A 25715-nucleotide genomic window follows, 5' to 3' on the forward strand; every position below is an offset into this window, starting at 1 on the left:
ATCACCTCCACCGATGGACGCTAAACATCACCGCCCATCAATTCCCCCGAATAGGCGGAAGTTCGCTCGATCGGTGGGTAATCGGTCAATCCAATGGCGAACCGCCCATCAGTGCTAGTCCGGCTGATGCTCGGGGCCGCCGGACCTCGGATCCTGAGTTCGGCGGCTTCGCCAGATTTCGCCAGTTGGTAGCGCAGCACGGACCGGGGATTTTGAGCTTCGGCCATGTTTCACGTGAAACGTCCCGTCGAGTGCGGCTTGCCTGGGTCGGCCCGGAGCAGGGGCGGGGGTGGATTCATGCGGTGAGTGCGGCGACGACTCGGTTGGTCATCTCCTCCTGCGTGGTGAGCGGCGTCGGGGTGTACGACAGGACGAAGCGGAGGCTCAGGTCGCGGGTGGCGAACATGCGGGTGCGGTAGCCCTCGGTCTCGCCGGTCTTGCCCCAGAACGTCACGCCGTTCACGGTGGCCGTCTGGAGCCCCAGGCTGTAGCGGGCGGGGCCGCCGTCCAGCATGCGTACGGAGTCCGGGGGCAGGGTGAAGAGCTTGTCCAGGGCGTGGGGCGGCAGCAACGCGCCGGAGAACAGGGCCTGCTGGAAGCGGAACAGGTCGTCGACGGTCGAGACCAGCTCGCCTTCGCCCCAGGCGGAGGACTGGTTGTACACCGTGACATCGCGCAGCGAGCCGTCGGTCATCCGTAGATAGCCGTGTACATGCGGGCCGTGCAGGCGGGGGTCCTGGCCCGGAAGCAGGGTTCGGGTCGGGCCCAGCGGGCGCAGGACGCGGGTCTGGATCTCCTGGCCGTAGGGGCGGGCGGTCAGCTTTTCGATGAGCAGGGCGAGCAGCACATAGTTGATGCCCCGGTACTCCTGCTTGCTGCCCGGGGTGAACTTGAGCGGATCGTGCGTCACCGTCTCGACCCACTCCCGCGGTGTCCACCGGTCCCATCGCTGCTGCAGGACCGCTTCCGGCGTGCTGTCGTCCGGAATTCCCCGGTGGTCGGGGAGCCCACTGGTGTGGTTGAGCAGCTGGGCCACGGTGATGCGGCGGGCGAAGGCGGAGGGAAGCAGGTCCGGGAGGTAGCGCCCGATGGGGGCATCGAGCTCCACTCGGCGCTCGGTCCACAGTTGAAGGACCACGGTGGCCACGAACGCCTTGGTGACGCTGCCGGCGCGGAACCGGTCGTCCGGGCGCACGGCCCGTCCGCTCGCGATGTCCGCCACCCCCGCCGTGCCGTACCAGCGGTCTCCCCGGCGGTCGACGCGCAGTTGGGCCGAGATGGCGGGCGGGTGGGCGAGATCGCTGATCGCGGCCTGGAGGGCGGCGTTGTCGGACGCGGTGGTCGATGCGGTGGTGCTCGTCGCCGCGCGGGCGCCGGTGCTCCCGGCCACGGCCAGCAGTGTCCCGGCCGCGCAACCGCCCATGAGAGTACGTCGGGTCAAGGAAGTCATGGTCAGCCATGCTGCCGAAGCCGCCGCGCCCGGCCATCCGGGATGACCCGCACCCAGACCCGGACCGCACCCGGAGCCGTACCCGCGCTCGGACCGCGTCCCGGATCCGGGGCTAGGACCCGTCAGAAGGGCCCTAGTCCGGCTGGTGCTCCGGTCCGCCGTAGTCGGGGCTGGTGTAGTCCGGGCTGCTGTAGCGGGGGCGGGCCTTGGGGCCTTCGCCGTCGGTGCTGAAGCCGGGGCGGCTGTAGCCGAGGTGCGGGGTGCGGCTGACCGCCTCGGGGTTGATCGGGACGTACGCGGAGGGGGACGGGGCCGAGGGGTTGGCCAGGGCCTCGCGGAGGAACGGCACGATGCCGCGCTCCAGCAGGGCATCCCGCCAGATCTCTCGGGCGCGGTCCACCTCCTCCAGCCGCTCGCTGCGCGCCTCGCCGCGGATCGCGCTGGAGCCGTTGCGCAGCGCGGTCAGGAGCAGTCCGACGGCGGCGATCAGGATGGCCGCGGCGGTCAGCGCGGCGAAGAACCAGCCCGCGGTCACCATCGGCTGGGCGATGGACGGGGCCGGGTCGAGGACGTTGAGGACGTAGCCGACGATGAGGAAGATGATCGCGGCGGTGCCGGCGAGCACCGGGGCCAGTACCGCGAGCATGGCCACGAGCCCCGCCCCCGCGGCGTCCTGCATCGCGCCGGCGAGTCCGACCGTGCCGTCCGGCTGCTCGCGCTCGCCCACGTCCCCGGCGAGCGGGAAGAGCGGGGCGGGCTCGCGCAGTTTGGCGCGAGTCTCGCGGTAGGTCTGGTACTCGTCGGCCGCGCATGCCGCTATCGCGGTCGATGCCCCGAGCGCCATCGTGCGCAGCTGCTCGGCAGTGAGCCGCTGCCCGATACCGCTGAGGTCCGGGCGACGGTCCGCGGTGCGCAGTGCCTCGTCGAGAACCCGCTCGAACTCCGGGCGGTCCTCGGTCAGCAGGTGCGGAGCGCTTTTCATGGTGCATCCCCCGATGCTCCGTAGGGCCGTGACGACCGGCTTTCGCCGGGCAGTCGGGCGGAAACGGAGGAGAGCCTGCGACGGATAAGCCGATGGTAGAGCCGATCCGGCGCTTGGTGACAGCAAGTTTCCCGAATTGCTCCCGCGCCGGTGAAACCCTCTATCTGCCCCGGACAGCGTCCGCTGAATCCTCAGTTCGCCAGGGGAAGTTGCACGACCAGCAGTTTTCCGGCCATCGTGATGCCGCCGTCCATGGCCACCGCGAGATTGTCCGCGTAGACATGCGGGCCCTCGACCGCGGGCGTGCCGCTGTCCTCGCCGTCCTCGGAGCCCACCTCGCCGAGCAGATACGGGATGGGGCTGTGGCCGTGGACGATGCGCTCCCCGCCGTAGGTGTCGAGCAATTCGCGAGCCGCCGTGGGCCCGGCGTCCTCGTCGCGGAAGGCGAACCGCTTGGTGAATTTGCGGAACAGGTCCCAGCACTCGTCGGCGTCGCTGCGCTGCAGCGTCTCGGTGACGGTGTCGTTGACGGCCTCGATCGAGTCGCCGTACTCCAGATAGGCGGTGGTGTCGGAGTGGACCAGCAGATGGCCGTCCTCCTCCGCCATCGCGTCCAGCCGGGACATCCACTGGAGGTGGTGGTCCTCGAGCCGCTCCATATCGGTGCGCTGGCCGCCGTTGAGCAGCCAGGCCGCCTGGAAGGAGGCCGTTCCGGCACCGGAGTTGACCGGTGTGTCGCCGAACCGCTTGGCGCCGATCAGCAGCAGCTCATGATTGCCCATCAGCGCCTTGCAGTAGCCGCCCGCGGCGGCGGCCTCGGCGGAGAGCTGCATGACCAGGTCGATGACGCCGATGCCGTCCGGGCCGCGGTCGGTGAAGTCGCCGAGGAACCACAACCGGGCCTTCCCCGCGGACCAGTTGCCCTTGGCGTCGATCAGGCCCTCGGCGGCGAGCGCCTCGCGCAGCTCCTCGTGGTAGCCGTGGACGTCGCCCACGACGTACAGCGGGCCGGGGCCCTCGTCCTGGGCCAGCGGGCCGTCCTCGGGCTCGGGCACCGGGGTGAGCGCCACGGTGGGGCGATCCTGCGGCGGAACGAGCTGGGTGTCCTTGATGGTGTACCCCGGGCCCAGGATCGGGAGCCGCTCGGTCGGGGTGTACTCGGCGGGCAGGGGCAGCGGCGTGGGCGTGTCCGGCGCGGGCGCCCCGGGCGCCGGTGCGCCGGGAGCGGGCGCGCCCGGGGCCGGTTCGCCAGGGGTCGGTACGTCCGGGGCGGGTGCGCCAGGCTCGGGCTCCTCGGGCGCGGGCGCGGGCCGCGGCACGGGCGCGGCGGTGCCCGGCCCGGCGGGCGCGGACCCGGGCGGCACGGCTCCGGGCGCGACCATGCCGGGCGGGGTGTGCGCCCCGTACGCGAGCACAGGAGGGATCGCAGCCGTGGTCCCTGCCGTGGCTTCCAGACCGGCCCCCTGAGTCATCGACCCCTCCACCATCACGCCGCCGTGCCACCTTGTGGACCTTGCCTGGTCGACGGCGGTCCGCGGTGTCGTCCGCCCATCATAGGAATGACCGTGAGGGCTTGTGACGCACCAGGGTGCCGTCAATCGCTGCTCGCTCCTGCTTCGTCGGACTTTTATCCCGGATTGGCCCAGTAGGGGAAGCCCATTGGCCCCAGGTCCTCCTCGGGTAATCCTTGAGTCACCCTCAGGTCAGCCTCCAGCACGGCTGCGCGGGGCGCTGACCGTCGTACGCGGCGGACGGCGCTGTGAGGACGTCCGCACCATCAATTCGGTGGGTATGACCTGTTCAACGGGGTGGCCGGTGTCAAGGCCCTCGATGGCGTCGATGAGCAACTGAACGACCGCCGTGCCGATCCGGCGGGGTTTGAGTGAGAGGGTCGTGATGGGCGGCTCGGTGGTGCGGTAGACGGTCGATTCGCTGCAGCACACCAGCAGCAGATCGTCGGGGACCCGCAGCCCGTAGCGGCGGGCGGCGGCGAGCAGATCGGTGCCGTTGGGGTCGAAGAGGCCGTAGACCGCGTCGGGGCGGTCCGGGCGCGCGAGCAGCCGGTCGGCGGCGACGGCACCGGCACAAGGGTCGTGGGCCGGGTACGCCTCATAGACCGGATCCTGTCCCACCCGTTCGCACCACTGCAGGTACGCCGTGGTGGACAGCCGGGTGTAGGTGTCGGTGGAGGTCCCGGTGAGCAGTCCGATCCGGCGGGCGCCGGCCTCGGCGAGATGGTCGAGCAGTCCCAGCACCGCCGCCTCGTGGTCGTTGTCGACCCAGGCGGTGACGGGGAGGGCGCCGGCGGGGCGGCCGTCGCTGACGACGGGGATGTCCTGGCGTAAGAGCTCGGTGACGACCGGATCGTGGTCGGAGGGGTCGATCACCACGGTGCCGTCGAGGGCGACGTTGGACCACACGTCGTGGCGGGAGGTGGCGGGGAGGATGACGAGGGCGTAGCCGCGGGCCAGCGCGGCGGAGGTGGCAGCTCGCGCCATCTCGGCGAAGTAGGCGAACTCGGTGAAGGTGAAAGGTTCATCCCCGTACGTGGTCACGGTCAGGCCGATGAGGCCGGACTTGCCGGTACGGAGCGTGCGGGCCGCTGCGGACGGGCGATAGCCCAGCCGCTCGGCGACCTCGCGGACATGGCGGCGGGTGGCCTCCGGGAGCCGGCCCTTGCCGTTGAGCGCGTCGGAGACGGTCGTGATGGAGACCCCGGCGGCGGCGGCCACGTCCCGGATGCCCGCCCGCCCTAACCGGCGGCCGGCCGACCGGCTCACCTGGTGCTTCCCTGCTGCTGTCATGGCCAGCCGATAGTAGGGCGCGGGTGGGCGGGTTGCGCGATTCCGCCATCGGTATTCGGAAGGCACGTTTCTGCATGAGCGCCTTCCCCAATTCCCTTGGAAGTGAAGCCAGTTGGGGGTTCCACCGGGCCTCTGATCGCCCCTGGCATATCCATGCCTGGTGATTGATACATGTCTCGAAGAGGTCTCAACTCACCTGCACGGGTGATGCGCGCCACGGCGCTCGCCACCGGCGCGCGTGAAAAAGCGGGGCGCTCCCCCCGGTGGGTACGCGGGCGCCGGGGGCGGATACGCGGCGGCGCCCCGGCGGGTACGCGAGACGGGGGAATCCTCATAAGGTGTGCAGTATTGCCGTGTGCGAACGCTGTGCACGGTTCGAGACAGGATGGGTCGAGGAGGACTGTCGGTGACCGAGAAGAGCCCCAAGCTGCGCGCCGCGCTGGACGGCATTCCGACGTACAAGCCCGGCAAGCCGGCCGCCGCGGGCGGCCCCCTGGCCTTCAAGCTCTCCTCCAACGAGAACCCCTATCCGCCGCTGGCCGGGGTGCTGGAGACCGCCGCGAACGCCGCCGCCTCCTTCAACCGCTACCCGGACCTCGCCTGCACCGCGCTGATCGCCGAGCTGGCGAGCCGCTTCGACGTACCGCTGGAGCATCTGGCCGCCGGGACCGGCTCGGTCGGCGTGGCCCAGCAGCTGGTCCAGTCCACGGCGGGACCGGGCGATGAGGTGATCTACGCCTGGCGGTCCTTCGAGGCATATCCGATCATCACTCAGATCGCCGGGGCGACATCGGTGCGGGTCCCTCTGAACGACGCCGAGGAGCACGATCTGGAGGCGATGGCGGACGCCATCACCGACCGCACCCGGCTGATTTTCGTCTGTAACCCCAACAACCCGACCAGCACCGTGGTGCGCCGGGCCCAGCTGGAGCGGTTCCTGGATCGGGTGCCGTCCGATGTGCTGGTGGTGCTGGACGAGGCGTACATCGAGTTCATCCGGGACGAGCGGGTCCCCAACGGGATCGATCTCTACCGGGACCGGCCGAATGTGTGCGTGCTGCGCACCTTCTCCAAGGCGTACGGCCTGGCCGGGCTGCGGGTCGGCTTCGCGATCGCCCATGAGCCGGTGGCGGCGGCGCTGCGCAAGACCGCGGTGCCGTTCGGCGTCAGCCAGCTCGCCCAGGACGCGGCGGTGGCCTCGCTGCGCAGCGAGGACGCGCTGCGGGAGCGGGTGGACGCGCTGGTCACCGAGCGGGGCCGGGTGTGGGAGGCGCTGACCGCCCAGGGGTGGACGGTCCCGGACTCCCAGGCGAACTTCGTCTGGCTGCGGCTGGGGGAGCGCACGGCCGACTTCGGAGCGACGTGCGAGGCGGCGGGCGTGGTAATCCGTCCGTTCCCGGGTGAGGGGGTGCGGGTGACCATCGGCGAGCGCGAGGCGAACGAGATCTTCCTGCGGACGGCGGAGGAGTACCGCAAGGAGCTCTGAGCCGGGCGGGTCGTCCATCGTGCGGAACGGCCGCCGGGCGGAAGGGCCATCGCGCGGCACGCCGCCGGGCGGAACGCCCGCTGGGCGGGGCACCGCCTTCGGAGCCGTCGAGGGCCCGTCGGCGACGGCCTCGCAAGGGGCCCAACGGCCCTTCCGAGAGGTGCGCAGCATACCCATACGTGTCCCATTCGCCCCCTACCACCCCCGGTGGGAGGGGGCGAAGTCGTGTGCGTATCATTGCTTGTGAATGTGAATACGTTCACAAGCTCGCTCCGCGGGCAGGCACGACCGTAAGGAGAGATTCAGGTGAATCTGGCTCTGGCGCCGGAGACGCTGGCCCGATGGCAGTTCGGCATCACGACGGTCTACCACTTCCTCTTCGTGCCGCTGACGATCTCTCTCGCCGCGATCACGGCCGGTCTGGAGACCGCCTGGGTCCGCACCGGCAAGGAGAATTACTTCCACGCCACCAAGTTCTGGGGGAAGCTCTTCCTGATCAACATCGCGATGGGTGTGGTCACCGGCATCGTGCAGGAGTTCCAGTTCGGCATGAACTGGTCGGACTACTCGCGCTTCGTCGGTGATGTCTTCGGCGCCCCGCTCGCGATGGAGGCCCTGCTGGCCTTCTTCTTCGAGTCCACCTTCATAGGTCTGTGGATCTTCGGCTGGGACAAGCTGCCCAAGAAGATCCACTGCGCCTGCATCTGGATCGTCGCGCTCGGCACGATCCTCTCGTCGTACTTCATCCTGGCCGCCAACTCCTGGATGCAGCACCCGACCGGCTACACCATCGACAAGGCCACCGGAAAGGCCCGGCTCACCGACATCTGGGCGGTGCTGACCCAGAACACCACCCTGGTCGTGGTCTTCCACACGCTGACCGCCGCCTTCCTCACCGGCGCCGCCTTCATCATCGGGATCTCCTCCTTCCATCTGCTGCGGGCCAAGCGCCGCCGGGAGCGCGGCGAGGAGCTGGGCGAGCAGCGGAAGAAGCAGATCGGGGCGATGCGGACCTCGCTGCGGGTGGGCCTGGTCGTCGCGGTCATCGCGGGGCTTGGCACGGCGATCAGCGGTGACCAGCTCGGCAAGGTGATGTTCGAGCAGCAGCCGATGAAGATGGCGGCGGCCGAGGCCCTCTGGGAGACCCAGACGCCCGCGCCCTTCTCGGTCTTCGCCGTCGGCGATGTCAGCAAGGGGCACAACAGCGTCGAGCTGGAGGTCCCCGGGGTGCTCTCCTTCCTGGCGCACAGCAACTTCACCGACTCCGTCCCCGGTATCAACGACATCGCCCAGCGGGAGGCCGACGCCTACGGCGGTCAGCCCGATGACTACATCCCCAGCATCTTCATGACCTTCTGGGGCTTCCGGTTGATGATCGGCTTCGGGATGACCTCGTTCGTCGCCGGGCTGATCGGGCTGTGGACGACCCGCCGCAAGCGGTGGCTGGCGCCTGCCTTCCGCACCGGGGAGGACGAGGTGCCCCGGCTCATGCTCACCAAGAAGCGCGAGCTGAGCCCGCTGCTGTCCACTTGGTCCTGGCGGATCGGGATCCTCACCATGGGCTTTCCGCTGATCGCCAACTCCTTCGGATGGATCTTCACCGAGATGGGCCGGCAGCCCTGGGCGGTCTACGGACTGATGAAGACCGCCGACGCGGTCTCCCCCGGCGTCAGCCGGACCGAGGTGCTGATCTCGCTCGGCGTCTTCACGCTGCTGTACGGGGTGCTCGCGGTGATCGAGGTGCGGCTGCTGACCAAGTACGCCAAGGCCGGACCGGACACCGACGAGAAGCCGCCCGCCAAGGACCCGAAGCTGCGGCTGCCGTCGAGCGGCCCGGGGGGCCGGGGCGGTCCGGGTGGTCCTGGCAACCCGGACGGCGGGGCCTCCGCCGAGGACGTGGACGTGGACGAGGACGCCGACAAGCCGCTGACCTTCGCGTACTGACGGCCGGAGAGGATCACCGGAGAGGATCATGCACCTTCACGACTTCTGGTTCCTGCTGATCGCCTTCCTGTGGACGGGCTACTTCTTCCTGGAGGGCTTCGACTTCGGCATCGGCGTGCTGACCAAGCTGCTCGCCCGCGACCGCACCGAGCGCCGGGTCCTGATCAACACGATCGGGCCGGTGTGGGACGGCAACGAGGTCTGGCTGATCACGGCGGCAGGGGCGACCTTCGCCGCCTTCCCCGACTGGTACGCGACGCTCTTCAGCGGCTTCTATCTGCCCCTGCTGGCCATCCTGGTCTGCCTGATCCTGCGCGGTGTCGCCTTCGAGTACCGGCACAAGCGCCCCGAGGACCGCTGGCAGCGCAGCTGGGAGCACGCGATCTTCTGGTGCTCGCTGCTGCCCGCGTTCCTCTGGGGAGCGATCTTCGCCAATCTGGTGCACGGGGTTCCGATCGGCCGGGATGGGAACTACGCGGGCGGTCTGTCGGATCTGATCACGCCGTACGCCCTGCTGGGCGGGGTGGTCACGCTGGTGCTGTTCACCTTCCATGGCGCGGTCTTCGCCGCGCTCAAGACGGACGGGGACATCCGGACCAGGGCGCGGCGGTACGCGGCCCGGCTCGGGCTGGCCACCGTCGCCGTCGCGGTGCCGTTCCTCGTCTGGACGCAGGGCGACAGCGGGAACGCCCGCAGCCTGGTGGCGGTCGTCATCGCCGTTCTGGCGCTGGCCACGGCGCTGATCATGAACCAGCGGGGGCGTGAGGGATGGGCGTTCGGGCTGTCCGGGGTGGCCGTCACGGCGGCCGTCGCGATGCTCTTCCTGGCGCTCTTCCCCGAGGTCATGCCCTCCTCGCTGGACCCGGCGTGGAGCCTGACGGCGGCGAACGCTGCCTCCAGCCCCTACCCGCTCAAGATCATGACGTGGGTGGGCGTCATCATGCTGCCGCTGATCATGGCCTACCAGGCGTGGACGTACTGGGTCTTCCGTAAGCGCATCGGCACCCGGCACATCCCCGCCGCCCACTGACGCGGGTGCGGTGTTTCACGTGAAACCAATCGACCCCCGGCTGCTGCGGTACGCACGGGCCACCCGCTTCTTCCTCGCCGGCTCCGTGGCGCTGGGCCTGGCCGGAGCGGGACTGGTCATCGCGCAGGCGATGCTGATCGCCGAGATCGTGGTGGGCGCCTTCCAGCGGGGTGACGACGTGACGGCGCTGACGCTTCCGCTGGGGCTGCTGGCGCTGGTCGCCGTCGGCCGGGCGGTCGTCTCCTGGCTGACCGAGCTGGCCGCCCATCGGGCCGGTGCGGCGGTCAAGTCGGAACTGCGGCTGCGGCTGCTGGAGCGGGCGGTACGGCTCGGGCCGAGCTGGCTGGACTCCCAGCGGACCGGTGAACTCACCACCCTCGCCACCCGGGGCATCGACGCGCTGGACGACTACTTCGCGCGCTATCTGCCTCAATTGGGGCTGGCCGTGGTGGTGCCGGTGGCGGTGCTCGCCCGGATCGTCACCGCGGACTGGATCTCCGCGCTGATCATCGTCGCCACGCTGCCGCTGATTCCGCTGTTCATGATGCTCATCGGCTGGGCCACCCAGTCCCGGATGGACCGTCAGTGGCGGCTGCTGTCCCGGCTGTCCGGGCACTTCCTCGATGTCGTGGCCGGGCTGCCCACCCTGAAGGTCTTCGGGCGGGCCAAGGCCCAGGCCGCCTCGATCCGTGCGATCACGGGCGACTACCGGCGGGCCACGCTCAAGACGCTGCGGCTGGCCTTTCTGTCCTCCCTGGCCCTGGAGCTGCTGTCCACGGTGTCGGTCGCGCTGGTCGCGGTCGACATCGGAATGCGGCTGGTGCACGGTGAGATGGACCTTTTCACCGGACTGGTGGTGCTGGTGCTCGCCCCCGAGGCATATCTGCCGCTGCGGCAGGTGGGCGCGCAGTACCACGCGGCGGCGGAGGGGCTGACGGCGGCCGACGAGGTGTTCGCGGTGCTGGAGCGCGAGCCCTCGGGGGCGGGCGGCTCGCCCGCCCCCGACGCCCGGGATGCCGCGCTGGCGCTGGACGGGCTGGTGGTCCGCCACCCCGGGCGCACCGAACCGTCTCTCGCCCGGACCTCGTTCGAGATCCGCCCGGGGGAGACGGTCGCCGTCGTGGGCCCCAGCGGCGCCGGGAAGTCGACCCTGCTGAACGCCGTGCTGGGCTTCGCCGCGCCGCACGAGGGCCGGGTGCTGATCGGGGGCCGGGACCTGGCCTCCCTGGATCCGGAGAGCTGGCGGCGCCAGATCGCCTGGGTGCCCCAGCGCCCGTACCTCTTCGCCGGGACGATCGCGGAGAACGTCCGGCTGGCCCGGCCGGACGCCGACGACAAGGCGGTACGGGCCGCCCTGCGGGACGCGAACGCGCTGCGTTTCGTCTCCACGCTGCCGGATGGGATCGAGACCCGGCTGGGCGAGATGGGCGCCGGACTCTCCGCGGGCCAACGCCAACGGATCGCCCTGGCCCGTGCCTTCCTGGCCGACCGCCCGGTGCTGCTCCTGGACGAGCCGACGGCGAACCTGGACGGCGAGACGGAGGCGTCTGTCGTCGAGGCGGTGCGTCGGCTCGCCGAGGGCCGCATGGTCCTCCTGGTCGTCCACCGCCCGGCACTGCTGCCGCTGGCGGACCGGGTGCTGCGGTTGCCGGGGCCGGGCCGGGGCTCTGGGGCCGCTGCCCCTGGTGGGCCGGCCGCTCTGCCCGCGGTTGAGCGCGCGTCGGCGGCGGGCGGCGTACGCCCGGGACCGGCCGTCTCTCTCCGGCCCGCCGTTCGCGGGGACGGCGTCCGCCTGTCCGTCGCGTATGCGGACGGGGATCGGTGCGCGGAGGCGCACGTATCCGCGCCGGACGCGGACGCGGACGCGCGGCCCGGCTCCGGGGCCGCCGGCTCCGGAGCCGCCGGTTCTGGCGCCGCCAGTTCGGGGGCCGCCAGTTCTGGGGCCGCCGGTTCTGGGGGGCTGTCCCCGTTGCCCGTGGATCTGCCCGTGTCGGTGGTGGATGTCGCGCGCGCGGCCGGGCACCCGCGCGCGGGGGCGCGGGAGTCCGCGCCGGAGGCGTCTGCGGGCGCGCACGAGCCGACGGCGGACGCCGGACCCGGTGAACGTCTGGGCGAGGTACGGCACCGGCCGGACGGCACGGGCCTGAGCGCGTCGGGTGGCCCAGTGGCGTCGCACGGCGCGGCCACGTCGCGCGGTTCGGCCGCGTCGCATGGCGCGGCCGTGTCGCGCGCTTCGGCCCCGCGCCCCCGTCGGGGCGCTTTGGCGCGGGTGCGGGGGGCCGCGCGTGGGGGGCGGAAACGGTTTGGGCTGGCGTTGTTGCTCGGGAGCCTCGCCCTGCTGAGTGCGGTCGGCCTGATGGCCGTGTCCGGATGGCTGATCTCGCGGGCCGCGCAGCAGCCGCCCGTGCTCTATCTGATGGTGGCGGTCACCGCGACCCGGGCGTTCGGGATCGGCCGGGCCGTCTTCCGCTACGCCGAGCGTCTGGTCTCGCACGACGCCGTGCTGCGGGTGCTGGCCGAGCTGCGGGTCGCCGTCTACCGGAGGCTGGAGCGGCTGGCGCCCGCCGGGCTCGGCCGGACGCGCCGCGGCGATCTGCTCTCCCGGCTGGTGGCCGATGTGGACACCGTGCAGGACTACTTCCTGCGCTGGCTGCTGCCCGTCGGCACCGCGCTGACCACCGGCGCGGCCTCGGTGGGCTTCCTCACCTGGGTGCTGCCCGAGGCCGGGGCCGTGCTGGCGGCGGGGCTGCTGGTGGCGGGGGTCGTGGTGCCCGCCGTGTCCGGGGCGCTCGCGCGGCGCGCGGAGCGGCGGCTGGCACCGGCGCGCGGTGCCCTGTCGGCGCAGGTCGTGGACCTGCTCGCGGGGACCGCCGAGTTGACCGTCGCGGGCGCGCTGCCGCGCCGGCTGGACGCGGTGCGCCGGGCCGACGGGGTGCTCACCCGGATCGCCCGGCGGACGGCGGCCGCCGCCGGTACGGGCGCCGGGCTGTCCGCACTGGTCTGCGGGCTGACCGTGGCGGCCGCGGCGTGGGTGGGGGTCCCGGCCGTGGCGGACGGCCGCATCCACGGGGTGTGGCTGGCGGTCGTGGTGCTGACCCCGCTCGCCGCCTTCGAGGCCGTCGCGGGGCTGCCGCTCGCGGTGCAGCACCGGCAGCGGGTGCGGCGGGCCGCGGAGCGGGTGTACGAGGTGCTGGACGAGCCGATTCCGGTGCGCGAGCCCGACGAGGCGGGGTGCGAGGAGGCGCCGAGCGCACCGTATCCGCTGGTGCTGCGCGGGATCACCGCCCGCCACCCGGGGCAGTCCGTCCCCGCCCTGGACGGGTTCGGGCTGGAGCTGCGTCCGGGCCGCCGGGTCGCGGTCGTCGGCCCGTCGGGGGCGGGCAAGACCACCCTCGCCCAGGTGCTGCTCCGCTTCCTGGACACCGAGGGCGGCACGTACACCCTGGCGGGCCGGAACGCCGCCGCCCTGGACGGGGACGCGGTGCGGCGGCTGGTCGGCCTCTGCGCCCAGGACGCCCATGTGTTCGACAGCTCGCTGCGCGAGAACCTGCGGCTGGCGCGCCCCGGCGCGAGCGATGACGAACTGCGCGCGGCGCTGGCCGCGGCCCGGCTGCTGGACTGGGTGGACGGGCTGCCGGACGGCCTGGACACGCTCGTCGGCGAGCAGGGCGCACGGCTCTCCGGCGGCCAGCGGCAGCGGCTGGCACTGGCCCGCGCGCTGCTGGCGGACTTCCCCGTGCTGGTCCTGGACGAGCCCGCCGAGCACCTGGACCTGCCCACGGCCGACGCCCTGACGGCCGACCTGCTGTCGGCGACCCAGGGGCGCACAACCGTCCTGATCACCCACCGGCTGGCGGGCCTGGACGCGGTGGACGAGGTGATCGTCCTCGATGGCGGCCGAGCCGTCCAGCGCGGCACGTACGCGGCACTGGCCTCGGCCGACGGCCCATTCCGCCGGATGCTGGAGCGCGAGGCGGTGGAGGGTGGAGCCCTGGTGGGTGCCGGGTAGCCGGGTGTGGGTCAGGGCTTGTCCGGCGGAGCTTGCGGGGCCGGGACGTCTGGTTCGGCGCCCCGTGTGGGGTGCTGGTGGGCGCTGGGCAGCCGGGCTTGGACTACGGGCGCTCCGGCGTGGCTGGGGCTTGTCGGACGGATCTTGACGCCTGCGGCGGGCTGCTCCCCTCCCCATCCCGAAACTTTGGCTCCGCCCCCAGACCCCGGGGTCTGGGGGCGGGACCCCCGGGTCTGGGGGCGAGGCCCCTGCCACGTGGCGGAGCCGCGTCGATGCCGCGGGGAGGGGCATGAGCTGCCGCATGGTTGACCCTGGCCCGTGTGGGCCGCCCTACGGCACCCCCGAAGCGGCGGAAACGGTGCCCAGTGCTCACAACAGGGCGTTTACCTGCGGCATTCATTAGGCTCGAGGCATGGCGGCCGCTGCCCCCTCCCCCGACCCCCTGGATGTGGCCGCGGAGGCGACCCGCGGTCTGCGGGGGCTGTCCACCGAGCTCACGGCGCGGCTGCCGCGGCTGCTGGAGGCGATGCGCTCGCTCGGCACCGGGCCGGACGCGCACACCGTCCTCGACCGGATCGTCCGTACCGCGGCCGAGCTGGTGGGCGCGCGCCGCGCCGCGATCGGGGTGCACCACACCGAGGGCGACGCCGCCGCCGGCCAGGGCCTGGCCGATGTGGTCACGTACGGCGTGACAGAGGCCGACCGGGAGCGGTGCGCGGAGCTGCTCGCCGACGTATGCCGCTCCGGAGCGCCCTCGGCCGCCGAGCCGTCGGGCCCGTCCCGGCCGTCGGGCCCGTCTCAGCCGTCGAGCGCGCCCCGGCCGTCGGGTCCGCCCCAGCCGTCGAGCGCGTATCTCACCGTTCCGCTGCGCGTCGGGGAGGAGATCTTCGGCGTTCTCTGTCTCGCCGAGAAGCGGGACGGTGGTCCGTTCACCGACTCCGACCGGCATCTGGCCGAGGTGCTGGCGACCGAGGCGGGGATCGCCATCGGCCACACCCGTCTCCAGGGGGCCACCCGGCAGCGTGAGCGCTGGATCGAGGGGTCGGTGGCCGTGACCCAGGCGGTGCTGTCCGGCGGCGCCGGGGACGGACCGGCCGTGGTCGCCGAGAAGGCCCGGGAGCTCGCGGACGCGGCGGTGGGCATCGTGCTGCTGCCGGAGGACGGCGGTGACGGGCTGAAGGCCGTGGCGGTGGCCGCCGATGAGCGGTCCGGGCTGCTCGGCGCGGTACTTCCGGCCCGCTCCCCGGCCGTGCCGAGGCTGTTGGCCGGACAGCCGGTCCTCATCGAGGACCCGGCCGCCGACCCGCTGCTCGGCACCGGCGTCCCCGGGCGCTACGGGCCGAACATGATGGTGCCGCTGAGCAGCGGGGACCGGGTGCTCGGCGTGCTGGCCACCGCGCGGGAGCGCGACGCCGAGCCGTTCACCGCGACCGAGCGCACCCTGGCCGCCCAGTTCGCGGCGCAGGCGGCGGTCGCGCTGGTGCTCGCCGAGGCGCAGCGCGACCGGGAGCGGCTCGCGGTCCTCGAGGAGCGCGACCGGATCGCCCGCGACCTCCACGACCTCGTCGTCCAACGGCTCTTCGCGACCGGGATGCTGCTGGAGAGCGCGGAGCGCCAGTCGGACGCGCCGGAGGTGCGGGAGCGGATCGAACGGGCCGTCGAGGAGCTGGGCGCCACCATCCAGGAGGTACGGACGGCGGTCTTCGCGCTGCAGCAGACCCCGCCCGAGACGCCGCCCGGGTTGCGCGGCCGGGTATTGCGGGAGGTCAGGGCGGCCGCCGTGCCGCTGGGCTTCCAGCCGTCGCTGACCTTCGTGGGCCCGGTGGACGACCTGGTCGTGTCCGTGACCGGCGCCCACCTCGTCGCGGCACTGCGCGAGTCGCTGTCCAACGCCTTCCGGCATGCTCGGGCCGAGCGGATCGAGGTGGTCGTGGACGCCACCGCCCGGCTCGCGGACGGCCGGCCGGCGGTCCGGCTGACGGTCGCGGACGACGGGGTGGGGGTGCCCGCGGACGGGCGGCGCAGCGGGCTGGCCAACCTGGCACGGCGGGCCGAGGCGCTGGGCGGATCGAGCACCTTCGGCCCCGGCCTCGGGGAGGACGGCCGCGGCACGGCAGTGGTGTGGGAGGCACCCCTGCCGAGCGAGGACGCCTGAGACGCTGCCGCCGGGTGACGGAGTCCGAGGTCAACCGCCGAGCGGGGGCAAGCCCGCCTCAAGCCCCGCCTCAAGCCCGGGGCTTGAGGCGCCGTTGCCGGATGAGGGAGCCTCACTGGCCGCTGTCGGGCGGAGGGGCCTGACAGCGCCGACCGGGTCACGGGGCCTGGAGTGGCGTTGCCGGGTGAAGGCGCCTGGCGGGCGGCTGTCGGATGGGGCCCGCTGCTGGGCGGGGAGCCTGAGGGGCCGCTGCCGGGGCCGGGGCTCTCACGGCCGCTGGCCGGGTGGGGGCCTGAGGCGCTTTTGCCGAATGGCCGAGTGGCCGAGTGGCCGGGTGAGGGCCTGGGCGCTGTTGCCGAGCGAAGGTGTCTGAGGGGCCGCTGCCAGGCCTGGGCCGCTGTCAGGCCGGGGGTCTGCCAGGCCGGGGCCGCTGCCAGGCCTGGGCCGCTGTCAGGCCGAGGGTCTGCCAGGCCGGGGGCCTGACTGGCCCGGGGTCTGACCGGCCAGGGGCCTGACCGGCCGGTGGCCGGGCTGAGGGCTCGGCGGGGTGTTGGGCCGGTGGCAGGGCGTCGTGGGGCGGTGGTTGTCGCCCGCTCGGCCCAACGGCTCACCTACGCGGGCCAACTAGCGCTTCGTCAGAGTGCGGGTCGTGATCATCGACGGTGGGATGAGGCTCGCGGGCCGTTCGGTCCTTCGTATCCCATCGCACTCCGCGACAGATGTGGCCCGACCGCGGGGAAGGAAGTCATGACGTGAACAGCCAGAGTCCCACTCCCAAGCGATCCCGGACGCGTCGCCGGGTCTTGTTCGCCTCCGTCGCGGCAGTCGCCGCCGTCTCCAGCCAGCTGCTGACCATGTCTCCCGCGGCGCAGGCGGATGACCCCACGGGCGGTGGCTACGGCCGTCCCAAGCCGCCGAAGCCGCCGACCATCATCCAGGGGATCCAGGAGTTCACCGCGGACGGCACCTTCACGCCTCCCGCGGGTGTCACCTCGGTGCACATCCAGGCGTGGGGAGCGGGCGGCGGTGGCGGCGGTGGTGGCGGTGGTGCCAGCGCCACGCTGATGGGCACTGGCGGCACCGGCGGTGGCGGCGGATCCGGCGGCTTCACCTGGTGTGTCATCCCGGTCACGCCGTTCGCCACCTACACGGTGGATCTGGGCTCGGGTGGCGGCGCCGGTGGCGCCGGCGGCGGTGGCCCCGCGGGCGGCAACCCGGGCGGGAACGGTGGTAACGCCGGACCCGGCACGGCCACGACGCTGAGCTCCGGCTCCGGCGTCCAGCTCACCGCCACCGGCGGCACCGGCGGCACGGGCGGTGGCGGTGGCACGGCTGCCCCGGGCATCCCGGGCACCGGCGGCATCGGCGGCAACGGTTCCTGCAACAGCTTCTCCGTCGTGAATCGCGGCGGTGAGAACGGTGCAGGCGGCGCCCAGGGCGGTGAGGGCGGTGACGCGGTCGACGGCATCGTGGAGCTGCCCCCGACGAACAGCAGCGTGGGCGGCGACGGTGGCGTCGGCGGCCCCGGTGGTAACACCCCCGGCTCCGCCGGTGCCCCCGGCACCGCCGGTGGCAACGGCTACCTGGTCGTCTTCTGGTAACACTCCCGGTCAGGCGAACCGCTCCCCGGACCTTCGCGGTGCCGGGGGGCGGTGCCTGAGGGTGTGCCCGGGGTGGTGCCCGGCGGTGCGGGCGCGTACCTAACCCGCCAGGATCCGTTCGATGACGACGGCGACGCCGTCCTCGGTGTTGGCGCCGGTGCGGTGGGTGGTCGCGGCGAGCACATCCGGATGGGCGTTGGCCATCGCGTACGAGGTGCCCGCCCACATCAGCATCTCCAGGTCGTTGGGCATGTCCCCGAACGCCACGACCTCCGAGGCCGAGATCCCGCGTTCGGCACAGCACCGGGCCAGGGTGCTGGCCTTGCTGACCCCGAGTCCGCTGACCTCCAGCAGGGCGGACGGGCTGGAGCGGGTGAAGTCGCCGTGGGCCCCGGCGACCGAGCGGGCCAGCTGGAGGAAGTCGTCGGGCGCCAGCTCGGGGTGGTGGGCGAGCAGCTTGAGCACCGGCATGCCGGCGTGCGCGAATCCGTCGTGGAGCAGTTTCTCGGCGGGGGCGACGATCGCGCCCGGGTCGAGGTGGAAGGGCGGGTACTGCGGTTCGTAGAAGATTCCGCCGCTGCGCTCGACCGCGAAGGACGTGCCCGGGGCGGCTTCGCGCAGCGCCTCCACGATGGCGAGGGCCCGGTCCGTGGCGAGTGGACGGACCTCGACGGGCAGCCCGCCCTGGTGCAGATCGACCACGGCGGCGCCGTTGGCGCAGATCGCCAGGCCGTGGCCGTGCACATGGGCGCTGACGACGTCCATCCAGCGAGCCGGGCGGCCGGTGACGAAGAACACCTCGATGCCCGCCCGCTCGGCCGCCGCGAGCGCCGCCACGGTGCGGTCGGAGACCGTCTTGTCGTCCCGCAGCAGGGTGCCGTCGAGGTCGGTGGCGATCAGCCGGGGCCGGGCCGGGGCGGGGCGGAAACGCTCTGGGGCCGGGGTGTTCGGCCGGTCGGTCGCAGGAGTCACGGCAACCATCCTCCCGCATATGCCATTCCGCGATGAGGGCACGGTGCTCGGGTGGGCCCGTCCGGACGTCCCGTCGGTACGGCTCGGTACGGCGTTGTCACACCCACCGCTTAGGCTCGCGGTATGCGAGTGAGCACCGTGATCCTGCCCATCCACCGCTGGTCCGAGGGCGGCCGGAAGACATGGCAGCGCGCCGAGGAGCTGGGTTTCCACGCCGCGTACACCTATGACCACCTGTCCTGGCGCAGCTTCCGCGACGGCCCCTGGTTCGGGGCGGTCCCCACGCTGACGGCGGCCGCCGCGGCGACCTCGCGGCTGCGCCTGGGCACCCTCGTCACCTCCCCGAACTTCCGGCATCCGGTGACGCTGGCCAAGGAGCTGATCACGCTGGACGACGTGTCCGGCGGGCGGATCACCCTCGGCATCGGCGCGGGCGGCTCCGGCTTCGACGCGACGACGCTGCTGCGCGGCGGCGAGGAGCCGTGGTCGCCCCGGGAGCGGGCGGACCGGTTCGGCGAGTTCGTCGAGCTGCTCGACCGGCTGCTGACGCACGACGCGGTGACGTACGAGGGCACGCACTACAGCGCGCACGAGGCGCGCGACATCCCCGGCTGTGTGCAGCGGCCGCGGCTGCCGTTCGCGGTGGCCGCCACCGGTCCGCGCGGGCTGCGGCTCGCGGCGCGGTACGGCCGGGCGTGGGTGACCACGGGTGATCCGAAGATCTCCGAGACGGGCACCCCGGCCGATTCGCTGGCCGCCATCGGCGGCCAGATCGACCGGCTGGGCAAGGCGTGCGCGGAGGCCGGGCGGGACGCCGGGGACCTCGACAAGATCTTTCTCACCGGCTTCACCCCGGATGGCACAGGGCCGCTGAGCTCGGTGGACGCCTTTGTGGACTTCGCCGGACGCCATGCCGAGCTGGGCATCGAGGAGATCGTGCTGCACTGGCCGATCCCCGATTCGATCTTCGCGGCCGACCTCGGGGTCTTCGAGAAGATCGCCACTGAGGGCGCGGCCCAGATAGCGGAGTAAGCGGTCCGGACCGCCGGACACGGCGGCTCGCCGGAGAAAGGGCGCCGGCGTGCGGCGCGGATCGCCCGATAAGCGGCAGAATCGGGTATAGAGCCTTTGGCGTCGCGTCACTGGGGAGGCATCCCATGCCGCATACCCGCTATGCCCCGGACCGTGGGCTGACCACGCGCATGGTCACGACGATGTTCTTCATCGGGCTGCTCTATGTGGTCTTCATCGGTGTGCTGCTCGCCCTGTTCAAGGGCGCCTGGCCGCTGATCGTGATCATCGCGGGAGGGCTGTTCGTGGCGCAGTTCTGGTTCAGCGACCGGATCGCGGCGTTCAGCATGGGCGCCCGGGAGGTCACCCCGCAGCAGGCCCCCGAGCTGCACGGTGCGGTGGACCGGCTGTGCGCGCTCGCGGACATGCCCAAGCCCCGGGTGGCCATCGCCGACACCGATGTGCCGAACGCCTTCGCCACCGGCCGCAACCAGCGCAACGCGCTGGTGTGCGCCACCACGGGCCTGCTGCGGCGGCTGGAGCCGGAGGAGCTGGAGGGCGTGCTCGCCCATGAGCTGTCGCATGTGGCCCACCGCGATGTGGCGGTCATGACCATCGCCTCCTTCCTCGGCGTGCTGGCGGGCATCATGACCCGCGCGGCGCTGTGGGGCGGGCTCAGCCGTGGCAGCCGTAACAACAACGTGGGCATCGCGGTGCTGCTCATCCCGCTGATCAGTGCCGTGGTCTACGCGATCAGCTTCCTGCTGACCCGGCTGCTGTCCCGCTATCGCGAGCTGTCCGCCGACCGCGCCGGCGCGCTGCTGACCGGGCGGCCCTCGGCGCTCGCCGCCGCGCTCACCAAGGTGACGGGGCAGATGGCCCGGATCCCGACCCGGGACCTGCGCAAGGTCGAGCCGTACAACGCGTTCTTCTTCGCGCCCGCGCTCTCCGGCGAGAGCGTCAGCCGGCTGTTCTCCTCGCATCCGACGCTGGAGCGGCGGCTCGACCAGCTCGCCCGCATCTCCACCCAGCTGGGCCAGGCGGGAAGGGGCTGAGGCATGAGGCTGCTGGACGCCATCCTGGGCCGCAGCAAACCGGTGCGCCCCGACCTCGACCGGCTCTTCGGACTCCCGGGGGCCGCGGTCAGCCTGGAGGCGGGGGCCGGGTTCACCCCGACCGGGCGGGGCTCGGTCTGCTTCGCGAGCGTGGAGGGCGGCGCCTTCTCCCAGCTCCAGCGGGATGTGCGGGAGCTGCTGGACGCGGACACGGACCGGGGCGGGGTGCCCGTGGAGTTCAGCCAGGACGCGTACGGCTACACCTGGCTGCTGGCCCGGCAGCGGCCGGACGATGTGGCCTCGCTGGTGAACGATCTGCACGCGGTCAATTCGCTGCTCCAGGACGGGGGCTTCGGCCCGCAGCTGCTGTGCTCGCTGATCGGCTTCCAGGACCCGGCGGGGCGTTCGCTCGCGCTGGTGTACCTCTACAAGCGCGGCACCTTCTACCCCTTCGCGCCGCTGTCGGGCGCCGCGGAGAAGCGGGACAACGCGCTGGAGCTCCAGATTCGGGCGCTGCTCGGGGACGATCTGCGGATCGAGGAGGATCTGAGCCGCTGGTTCCCGGTCTGGGGCGCACCGGGTCTCTGACGTTCCCGTTCCCGGCCGGAAGCTCCGACTCCGGCGAGTCGCTCTCGTAACTCCCCCTCCCCGAAGGGGAATCCACGGGCCGGGCAGCGCATCAGGCATAGGACTTGGCTCGCAGGGCACGTTCTACCTTCGACATCCCACGACGGAATGTGACCTGACGCCCGGGGGAGGGTCAAATGAGTTACTTGCGCGGATTCATGCCATGGATCGCCCTCGCGATCGTGTCCACGTTGGGCTGGCAGTGGGGCGCCCTGGCCGGGCTGGTGCTGGGCGCGGCGATGCTGATCCGGGCCCGTCGGGCGGGCCTGGCCGCCGACGCCCTCATCCTCGAGTGCAGCACGGTGGCCTTCTTCACCGCGCTGACGATCTTCGCCTTCGCCCGCCCCGACAGTGGACTCAAGGACTACGTCGGCGCGCTGGCGCTGGGCTGGCTGGCCGTCACCGCCTGGACGACGCTCGCCGTCGGGCGGCCCTTCACCACCGGTATCGCGCGGCGTCAGACACCGCCCGAGGTGTGGAACACCTACGCGTTCCGGCATATCAATGTGGTGATCACCCGGGCCTGGTCCATCGCCTTCACCCTCTCCGCCGCGGCCATGGTCGTGGTCGTCTCCGCCGGTCTGGGGGTGGTCGCGGCGCTGGCGGCGCAGTTCGCCGGGTTCGTCCTTCCGGCCCTGTTCACCGCGTGGTACCCAGGATGGGCGCGGTCCCGGCCGGCCCCCGCGGCACATCGGGCATAAGCCCCCGGACCGGCTGTGGATACCCTCGGTAATCCCCTCCGGTCGGGGTCTGTCCCCTACGGGCGCGTCAGACCCGAGGACGAGGTGAATCCCACCGTCTGGAGTGACGCCGCCTGTGTCTCACACCACTACCGTCGAACACGTGACTGTGATCGCCACCGAAAGTCTGAGCAAGCGGTTCCCCCGCGTCACCGCGCTCGACCGGCTGTCCGTCGACATCGCACCAGGGGTCACCGGCCTGGTGGGTGCCAACGGCGCCGGTAAGTCCACGCTGATCAAGATCCTGCTCGGGTTGTCCCCCGCCAGCGAGGGCCGCGCCTCCGTGCTCGGCCTCGATGTGGCGAAGGACGGCAGCGCCATCCGCGAAAGCGTCGGCTACATGCCCGAGCACGACTGTCTGCCGCCCGATGTCTCGGCCACCGAGTTCGTCGTCCACATGGCGCGCATGTCCGGGCTGCCGCCCTCCGCGGCCCGCGAGCGCACGGCCGACACCCTGCGCCACGTCGGGCTGTACGAGGAGCGGTACCGCCCCATGGGCGGCTACTCCACGGGCATGAAGCAGCGGGTCAAGCTGGCCCAGGCCCTGGTGCACGACCCGCGCCTGGTGCTGCTGGACGAGCCGACCAACGGACTGGACCCGGTCGGCCGCGACGAGATGCTCGGGCTGATCCGCCGCGTGCACACCGACTTCGGCATCTCGGTCCTGGTCACCTCGCATCTGCTCGGCGAGCTGGAGCGCACCTGCGACCACGTCGTGGTCATCGACGGCGGCAAGCTGCTCCGCTCCAGCTCCACCAGTGACTTCACCCAGGCCACGGCCTCCATCGCGGTCGAGGTGACCGATACCGCCGATCACCCGGACGGCACCACGGCGCTGCGCACCGCGCTCGACCGGGCCGGGCTCACCGTCCAGCCGGCCGGCCGCGGCGCCGACGGGTCGCCCGGCTCCGACCATGTGCTGCTGGTCGACGTCGCGGGCGAGGAGACGTACGACACGGTCCGCGACACCATCGCCGACCTCGGCCTCGGCCTGGTCCGCATGGAGCAGCGCCGCCACCGCATCGCGGAGATCTTCCGGTCCGACGACGAGGCCGTGGACGCCGCGGAGGCCGTGGACGCCGCCGCGGCTGCCCAGAAGGGCACGACGCCGTCCGGCGGACCGGCCGCCGCAAGCGCACACGGGAACGGAGGTGCCGTCGATGCCGCCTGAGACCGTGACCCAGCAGCGCGCCGACGTCATTCACAACATCGGCTACCGCCACTACGAGGGCCCGCGCCTCGGCCGCGCCTACGCCCGCCGCTCGCTCTTCTCCCAGAGCCTGCGCGGTGCCTACGGCCTCGGCCGCTCGGCCAAGTCCAAGGTCGCGCCGATGCTGCTGTTGGCCGTGATGTGCATGCCCGCCGCGATCATCGTCGCGGTGGCCATCGCCACCAGCGCGGACGAGCTGCCCGTCAAGTACACCCGCTACGCGATCATGCTGCAGGCCGTCATCGGCCTCTACACCGCTGCCCAGGCGCCGCAGTCCGTCTCCCGGGACCTCCGCTTCAAGACGGTCCCGCTCTACTTCTCGCGGCCCATCGAAACGATGGACTACGTGGTGGCCAAGTTCGCCGCCATGGCCTCCGCGCTGTTCATCCTCACCGGCGCGCCCCTGCTGATCCTTTACGCCGGGGCACTGCTCGCCAAGCTGGACTTCGCCGATCAGACGAAGGGCTTCGCACAAGGACTGGTCTCCGTGGCTCTGCTCTCGCTCCTCTTCGCCGGTATCAGCCTGGTCGTCGCCGCGCTCACCCCGCGCCGCGGCTTCGGCGTCGCCGCCGTCATCGCCCTGCTGACCATCTCCTACGGTGCGGTGTCCGCCGTCCAGGCCATCGCCTGGGACCAGGGCAACACCGGCCCGGTGAGCTGGATCGGGCTGTTCTCGCCGATCACCATCATCGACGGGGTGCAGACGGCGTTCCTCGGTGCCACCTCCTCCTTCCCCGGCGGGGTCGGCCCCGGCACCGGGACCGGGCTCGTCTACGTCCTCGTTCTCCTCGGCCTGATCGCCGGCTCGTACGGGCTGCTGATGCGCCGCTACCGAAAGGTCGGCCTGTGACCACGATCGCCATCGACAACGTCTCCCGCTGGTTCGGGAACGTCGTGGCCGTCAACGACGTGACCATGGACATCGGCCCAGGTGTCACCGGGCTCCTCGGCCCCAACGGCGCCGGCAAGTCCACCCTCATCAACATGATGGGCGGCTTCCTGGCCCCTTCCACCGGGTCCGTGACCCTCGACGGTGCCCCGATCTGGCGCAATGAGCAGGCGTACCGCCACATCGGGATCGTCCCCGAGCGGGAGGCGATGTACGACTTCCTCACCGGCCGCGAGTTCGTGATCGCCAACGCCGAGCTGCACGGGCTGCCCGATCCGCGTGGCGCCGCCCGTAAGGCGCTCGACACCGTCGAGATGGACTACGCGGGCTCCCGGAAGATCGCCACGTACAGCAAGGGCATGCGCCAGCGCGTGAAGATGGCCTCCGCGCTGGTGCACGAGCCGTCGGTGCTCCTCCTGGACGAGCCGTTCAACGGCATGGACCCCCGGCAGCGGATGCAGCTGATGGATCTGCTGCGGCGGATGGGCGCCGAGGGCCGCACCGTGCTGTTCTCCTCGCACATCCTCGAGGAGGTCGAGCAGCTGGCGGCGCACATCGAGGTGATCGTCGCGGGGCGGCACGCCGCATCCGGCGACTTCCGCAAGATCCGCCGGCTGATGACGGACCGTCCGCACCGCTATCTCGTCCGGTCCAGCGACGACCGCGCGCTCGCAGCCGCCCTGATCGCCGACCCGTCGACCACCGGTATCGAGGTCGACGCGAGCACCGGCGTCGACGGCGGGCTGCACATCCAGGCGGTGGACTTCGCCCGCTTCACCGAACTACTGCCCCGGGTCGCCCGTGACCAGGGCATCCGACTCCTCACGGTCTCGCCCTCCGACGAGTCCCTGGAGAGCGTCTTCTCCTACCTCGTCGCGGCCTGAAAGGAGCCCACAGCGATGTCCTCGCTCTACCACCCCACCGTCGCGCGGCTCACCTACCGGGCCCTGCTCGGCCGCCGCCGTGCGCTGATCCTCTTCACCCTCCCCGGTCTGCTGCTGATCATCTCGCTCGCCGTACGGCTGCTGACCGGAGCCGACGACGACACGGCCGACGCGATCCTCGGCGGCTTCGCGATGGCCACCATGGTCCCGCTGATCGGCGTGATCGCCGGTACGGGCGCGATCGGCCCGGAGATCGACGACGGCTCGGTCATCTATCTGCTGGCCAAGCCGGTGAAGCGGCCGACGATCATCGTCACCAAGCTGATCGTGGCGATCGGCGTCACGGTCGCCTTCTCCGCGATCCCCACCCTGCTCGCGGGCTTCGTGCTGAACGGCAACGCGAACCAGCTGGCCGTCGGCTACGCCGTCGCCGCCGCCGTGGCCTCGGTCGCCTACAGCGCGGTCTTCCTGCTGCTGGGCACCGTGACCCGGCACGCGGTGATCGCCGGGCTGGTCTACGCCCTGGTCTGGGAGACCTTCTTCGGCAGCGTGGTGGCCGGGGCCCGCAAACTCAGCGTGCAGCAGTGGGCGCTGGCGCTCGCGCAGAAGGTCGCGGACGGCGATGTGATCACGTCGGACGTCGGCCTGGCGACCGGCGTCATCCTGCTGCTGGCCGTGACCGTGGCCGCGACCTGGTACGCGGGCCGCAAGCTGCGCACGCTGACCCTCGCGGGGGAGGAGTGACCACGGAGTGACCACCGGCGCGAGGTGACGCCCGCAGGGGCCGCCCGCGGCGGCCGCCCAGCGGGCGGTGCACGCCTTACGGTCGCCATCGCGCCGGAACCGCGGAACGGCGGAGCGGCCAC

The 25715-nt window shown here is 72.1% G+C and carries 19 protein-coding genes; 14 read left to right on the top strand and 5 right to left on the bottom strand.

What is annotated here, in order from left to right; genetic code table 11:
* Positions 1–295: 295 nt before the first annotated feature.
* The 4 genes from J2Z30_RS38130 to J2Z30_RS38145 all read right to left on the bottom strand — a co-directional run bounded on the left by J2Z30_RS38130 (position 296) and on the right by J2Z30_RS38145 (position 5236).
* Positions 296–1450 (bottom strand): serine hydrolase domain-containing protein, encoded by a 1155-nt coding sequence (locus tag J2Z30_RS38130; RefSeq protein ID WP_044572714.1) that lies wholly within the window; start codon positions 1448–1450, stop codon positions 296–298.
* A 133-nt stretch (positions 1451–1583) separates the two neighbouring features.
* Positions 1584–2432, bottom strand: a complete 849-nt coding sequence (locus J2Z30_RS38135; RefSeq protein WP_044572716.1) for a hypothetical protein — start codon at positions 2430–2432, stop codon at positions 1584–1586.
* Between the two features lie 191 nt (positions 2433–2623).
* Positions 2624–3904 carry a metallophosphoesterase gene (locus J2Z30_RS38140; RefSeq protein WP_078956779.1) on the bottom strand — a complete coding sequence of 427 codons (1281 nt, stop codon included), beginning with the start codon at positions 3902–3904 and terminating at the stop codon, positions 2624–2626.
* Positions 3905–4135: 231 nt separating this feature from the next.
* Positions 4136–5236: a LacI family DNA-binding transcriptional regulator gene (locus J2Z30_RS38145; RefSeq protein WP_044572718.1), complete on the bottom strand. Its 1101-nt coding sequence runs from the start codon at positions 5234–5236 to the stop codon at positions 4136–4138.
* Positions 5237–5642: 406 nt separating this feature from the next.
* Here J2Z30_RS38145 and hisC point away from each other — a divergent pair, with 406 nt between their 5' ends.
* The 6 genes from hisC to J2Z30_RS51145 all read left to right on the top strand — a co-directional run bounded on the left by hisC (position 5643) and on the right by J2Z30_RS51145 (position 17461).
* Entirely contained in the window at positions 5643–6722 is a 1080-nt protein-coding gene (gene hisC, locus J2Z30_RS38150) for a histidinol-phosphate transaminase (protein ID WP_044572720.1), read from the top strand.
* Positions 6723–7028: 306 nt separating this feature from the next.
* Positions 7029–8666, top strand: coding sequence for a cytochrome ubiquinol oxidase subunit I (locus tag J2Z30_RS38155; protein ID WP_044572723.1), 1638 nt, complete (start codon positions 7029–7031; stop codon positions 8664–8666).
* Positions 8667–8694: 28 nt separating this feature from the next.
* Positions 8695–9696, top strand: a complete 1002-nt coding sequence (gene cydB, locus J2Z30_RS38160; RefSeq protein WP_044572725.1) for a cytochrome d ubiquinol oxidase subunit II — start codon at positions 8695–8697, stop codon at positions 9694–9696.
* A gap of 19 nt (positions 9697–9715) precedes the next feature.
* On the top strand, positions 9716–13705 hold the full coding sequence (cydD, locus tag J2Z30_RS38165; protein ID WP_044581684.1) for a thiol reductant ABC exporter subunit CydD: 3990 nt from the start codon (positions 9716–9718) through the stop codon (positions 13703–13705).
* Positions 13706–14117: 412 nt separating this feature from the next.
* A complete protein-coding gene (locus tag J2Z30_RS38170; protein ID WP_078956780.1) occupies positions 14118–15860 on the top strand; it encodes a sensor histidine kinase in 1743 nt (580 codons plus the stop codon).
* Between the two features lie 752 nt (positions 15861–16612).
* On the top strand, positions 16613–17461 hold the full coding sequence (locus J2Z30_RS51145; protein ID WP_044572726.1) for a hypothetical protein: 849 nt from the start codon (positions 16613–16615) through the stop codon (positions 17459–17461).
* 99 nt (positions 17462–17560) lie between these two features.
* Here J2Z30_RS51145 and J2Z30_RS38185 read toward each other — a convergent pair whose 3' ends face one another.
* Positions 17561–18442, bottom strand: a complete 882-nt coding sequence (locus tag J2Z30_RS38185; RefSeq protein ID WP_209469011.1) for an HAD hydrolase family protein — start codon at positions 18440–18442, stop codon at positions 17561–17563.
* A 114-nt stretch (positions 18443–18556) separates the two neighbouring features.
* Between J2Z30_RS38185 and J2Z30_RS38190 the strand changes: the two genes are divergently transcribed.
* The 8 genes from J2Z30_RS38190 to J2Z30_RS38225 all read left to right on the top strand — a co-directional run bounded on the left by J2Z30_RS38190 (position 18557) and on the right by J2Z30_RS38225 (position 25593).
* Entirely contained in the window at positions 18557–19465 is a 909-nt protein-coding gene (locus tag J2Z30_RS38190; protein WP_044572727.1) for an LLM class flavin-dependent oxidoreductase, read from the top strand.
* 125 nt (positions 19466–19590) lie between these two features.
* Entirely contained in the window at positions 19591–20499 is a 909-nt protein-coding gene (gene htpX, locus J2Z30_RS38195) for a zinc metalloprotease HtpX (RefSeq protein ID WP_044572729.1), read from the top strand.
* Positions 20500–20502: 3 nt separating this feature from the next.
* Positions 20503–21087: a PspA-associated protein PspAB gene (pspAB, locus tag J2Z30_RS38200; protein WP_044572731.1), complete on the top strand. Its 585-nt coding sequence runs from the start codon at positions 20503–20505 to the stop codon at positions 21085–21087.
* A 176-nt stretch (positions 21088–21263) separates the two neighbouring features.
* Entirely contained in the window at positions 21264–21827 is a 564-nt protein-coding gene (locus J2Z30_RS38205) for a hypothetical protein (protein ID WP_044572735.1), read from the top strand.
* Between the two features lie 115 nt (positions 21828–21942).
* A complete protein-coding gene (locus J2Z30_RS38210) occupies positions 21943–23037 on the top strand; it encodes an ABC transporter ATP-binding protein (RefSeq protein ID WP_078956781.1) in 1095 nt (364 codons plus the stop codon).
* The gene (locus J2Z30_RS38215) at positions 23027–23926 is read left to right on the top strand and encodes an ABC transporter permease (protein ID WP_044572740.1); all 900 of its coding nucleotides are present in this window, start codon (positions 23027–23029) and stop codon (positions 23924–23926) included. The genes J2Z30_RS38210 and J2Z30_RS38215 overlap by 11 nt, the downstream gene beginning before the upstream one ends.
* Positions 23923–24849, top strand: a complete 927-nt coding sequence (locus J2Z30_RS38220; protein WP_044572743.1) for an ABC transporter ATP-binding protein — start codon at positions 23923–23925, stop codon at positions 24847–24849. Before J2Z30_RS38215 ends, J2Z30_RS38220 begins: the two co-directional genes overlap by 4 nt.
* A gap of 15 nt (positions 24850–24864) precedes the next feature.
* Positions 24865–25593, top strand: a complete 729-nt coding sequence (locus tag J2Z30_RS38225) for an ABC transporter permease subunit (RefSeq protein ID WP_044572747.1) — start codon at positions 24865–24867, stop codon at positions 25591–25593.
* The last annotated feature ends 122 nt before the right edge of the window (positions 25594–25715 follow it).

This window comes from Streptomyces iranensis, from assembly GCF_017874715.1.
GTDB lineage: Bacteria > Actinomycetota > Actinomycetes > Streptomycetales > Streptomycetaceae > Streptomyces > Streptomyces iranensis.

What these genes read in the sequence shown, in the direction of transcription:
- J2Z30_RS38130 (WP_044572714.1), bottom strand. Translation starts at nt 1,450, where the DNA reads ATGACTTCCTTGACCCGACGTACTCTCATGGGCGGTTGCGCGGCCGGG.
- J2Z30_RS38135 (WP_044572716.1), bottom strand. Translation starts at nt 2,432, where the DNA reads ATGAAAAGCGCTCCGCACCTGCTGACCGAGGACCGCCCGGAGTTCGAG.
- J2Z30_RS38140 (WP_078956779.1), bottom strand. Translation starts at nt 3,904, where the DNA reads ATGACTCAGGGGGCCGGTCTGGAAGCCACGGCAGGGACCACGGCTGCG.
- J2Z30_RS38145 (WP_044572718.1), bottom strand. Translation starts at nt 5,236, where the DNA reads ATGACAGCAGCAGGGAAGCACCAGGTGAGCCGGTCGGCCGGCCGCCGG.
- cydB (WP_044572725.1), top strand. Translation starts at nt 8,695, where the DNA reads ATGCACCTTCACGACTTCTGGTTCCTGCTGATCGCCTTCCTGTGGACG.
- J2Z30_RS38170 (WP_078956780.1), top strand. Translation starts at nt 14,118, where the DNA reads ATGGCGGCCGCTGCCCCCTCCCCCGACCCCCTGGATGTGGCCGCGGAG.
- J2Z30_RS38185 (WP_209469011.1), bottom strand. Translation starts at nt 18,442, where the DNA reads ATGGTTGCCGTGACTCCTGCGACCGACCGGCCGAACACCCCGGCCCCA.
- J2Z30_RS38190 (WP_044572727.1), top strand. Translation starts at nt 18,557, where the DNA reads ATGCGAGTGAGCACCGTGATCCTGCCCATCCACCGCTGGTCCGAGGGC.
- htpX (WP_044572729.1), top strand. Translation starts at nt 19,591, where the DNA reads ATGCCGCATACCCGCTATGCCCCGGACCGTGGGCTGACCACGCGCATG.
- pspAB (WP_044572731.1), top strand. Translation starts at nt 20,503, where the DNA reads ATGAGGCTGCTGGACGCCATCCTGGGCCGCAGCAAACCGGTGCGCCCC.
- J2Z30_RS38205 (WP_044572735.1), top strand. Translation starts at nt 21,264, where the DNA reads ATGAGTTACTTGCGCGGATTCATGCCATGGATCGCCCTCGCGATCGTG.
- J2Z30_RS38215 (WP_044572740.1), top strand. Translation starts at nt 23,027, where the DNA reads ATGCCGCCTGAGACCGTGACCCAGCAGCGCGCCGACGTCATTCACAAC.
- J2Z30_RS38225 (WP_044572747.1), top strand. Translation starts at nt 24,865, where the DNA reads ATGTCCTCGCTCTACCACCCCACCGTCGCGCGGCTCACCTACCGGGCC.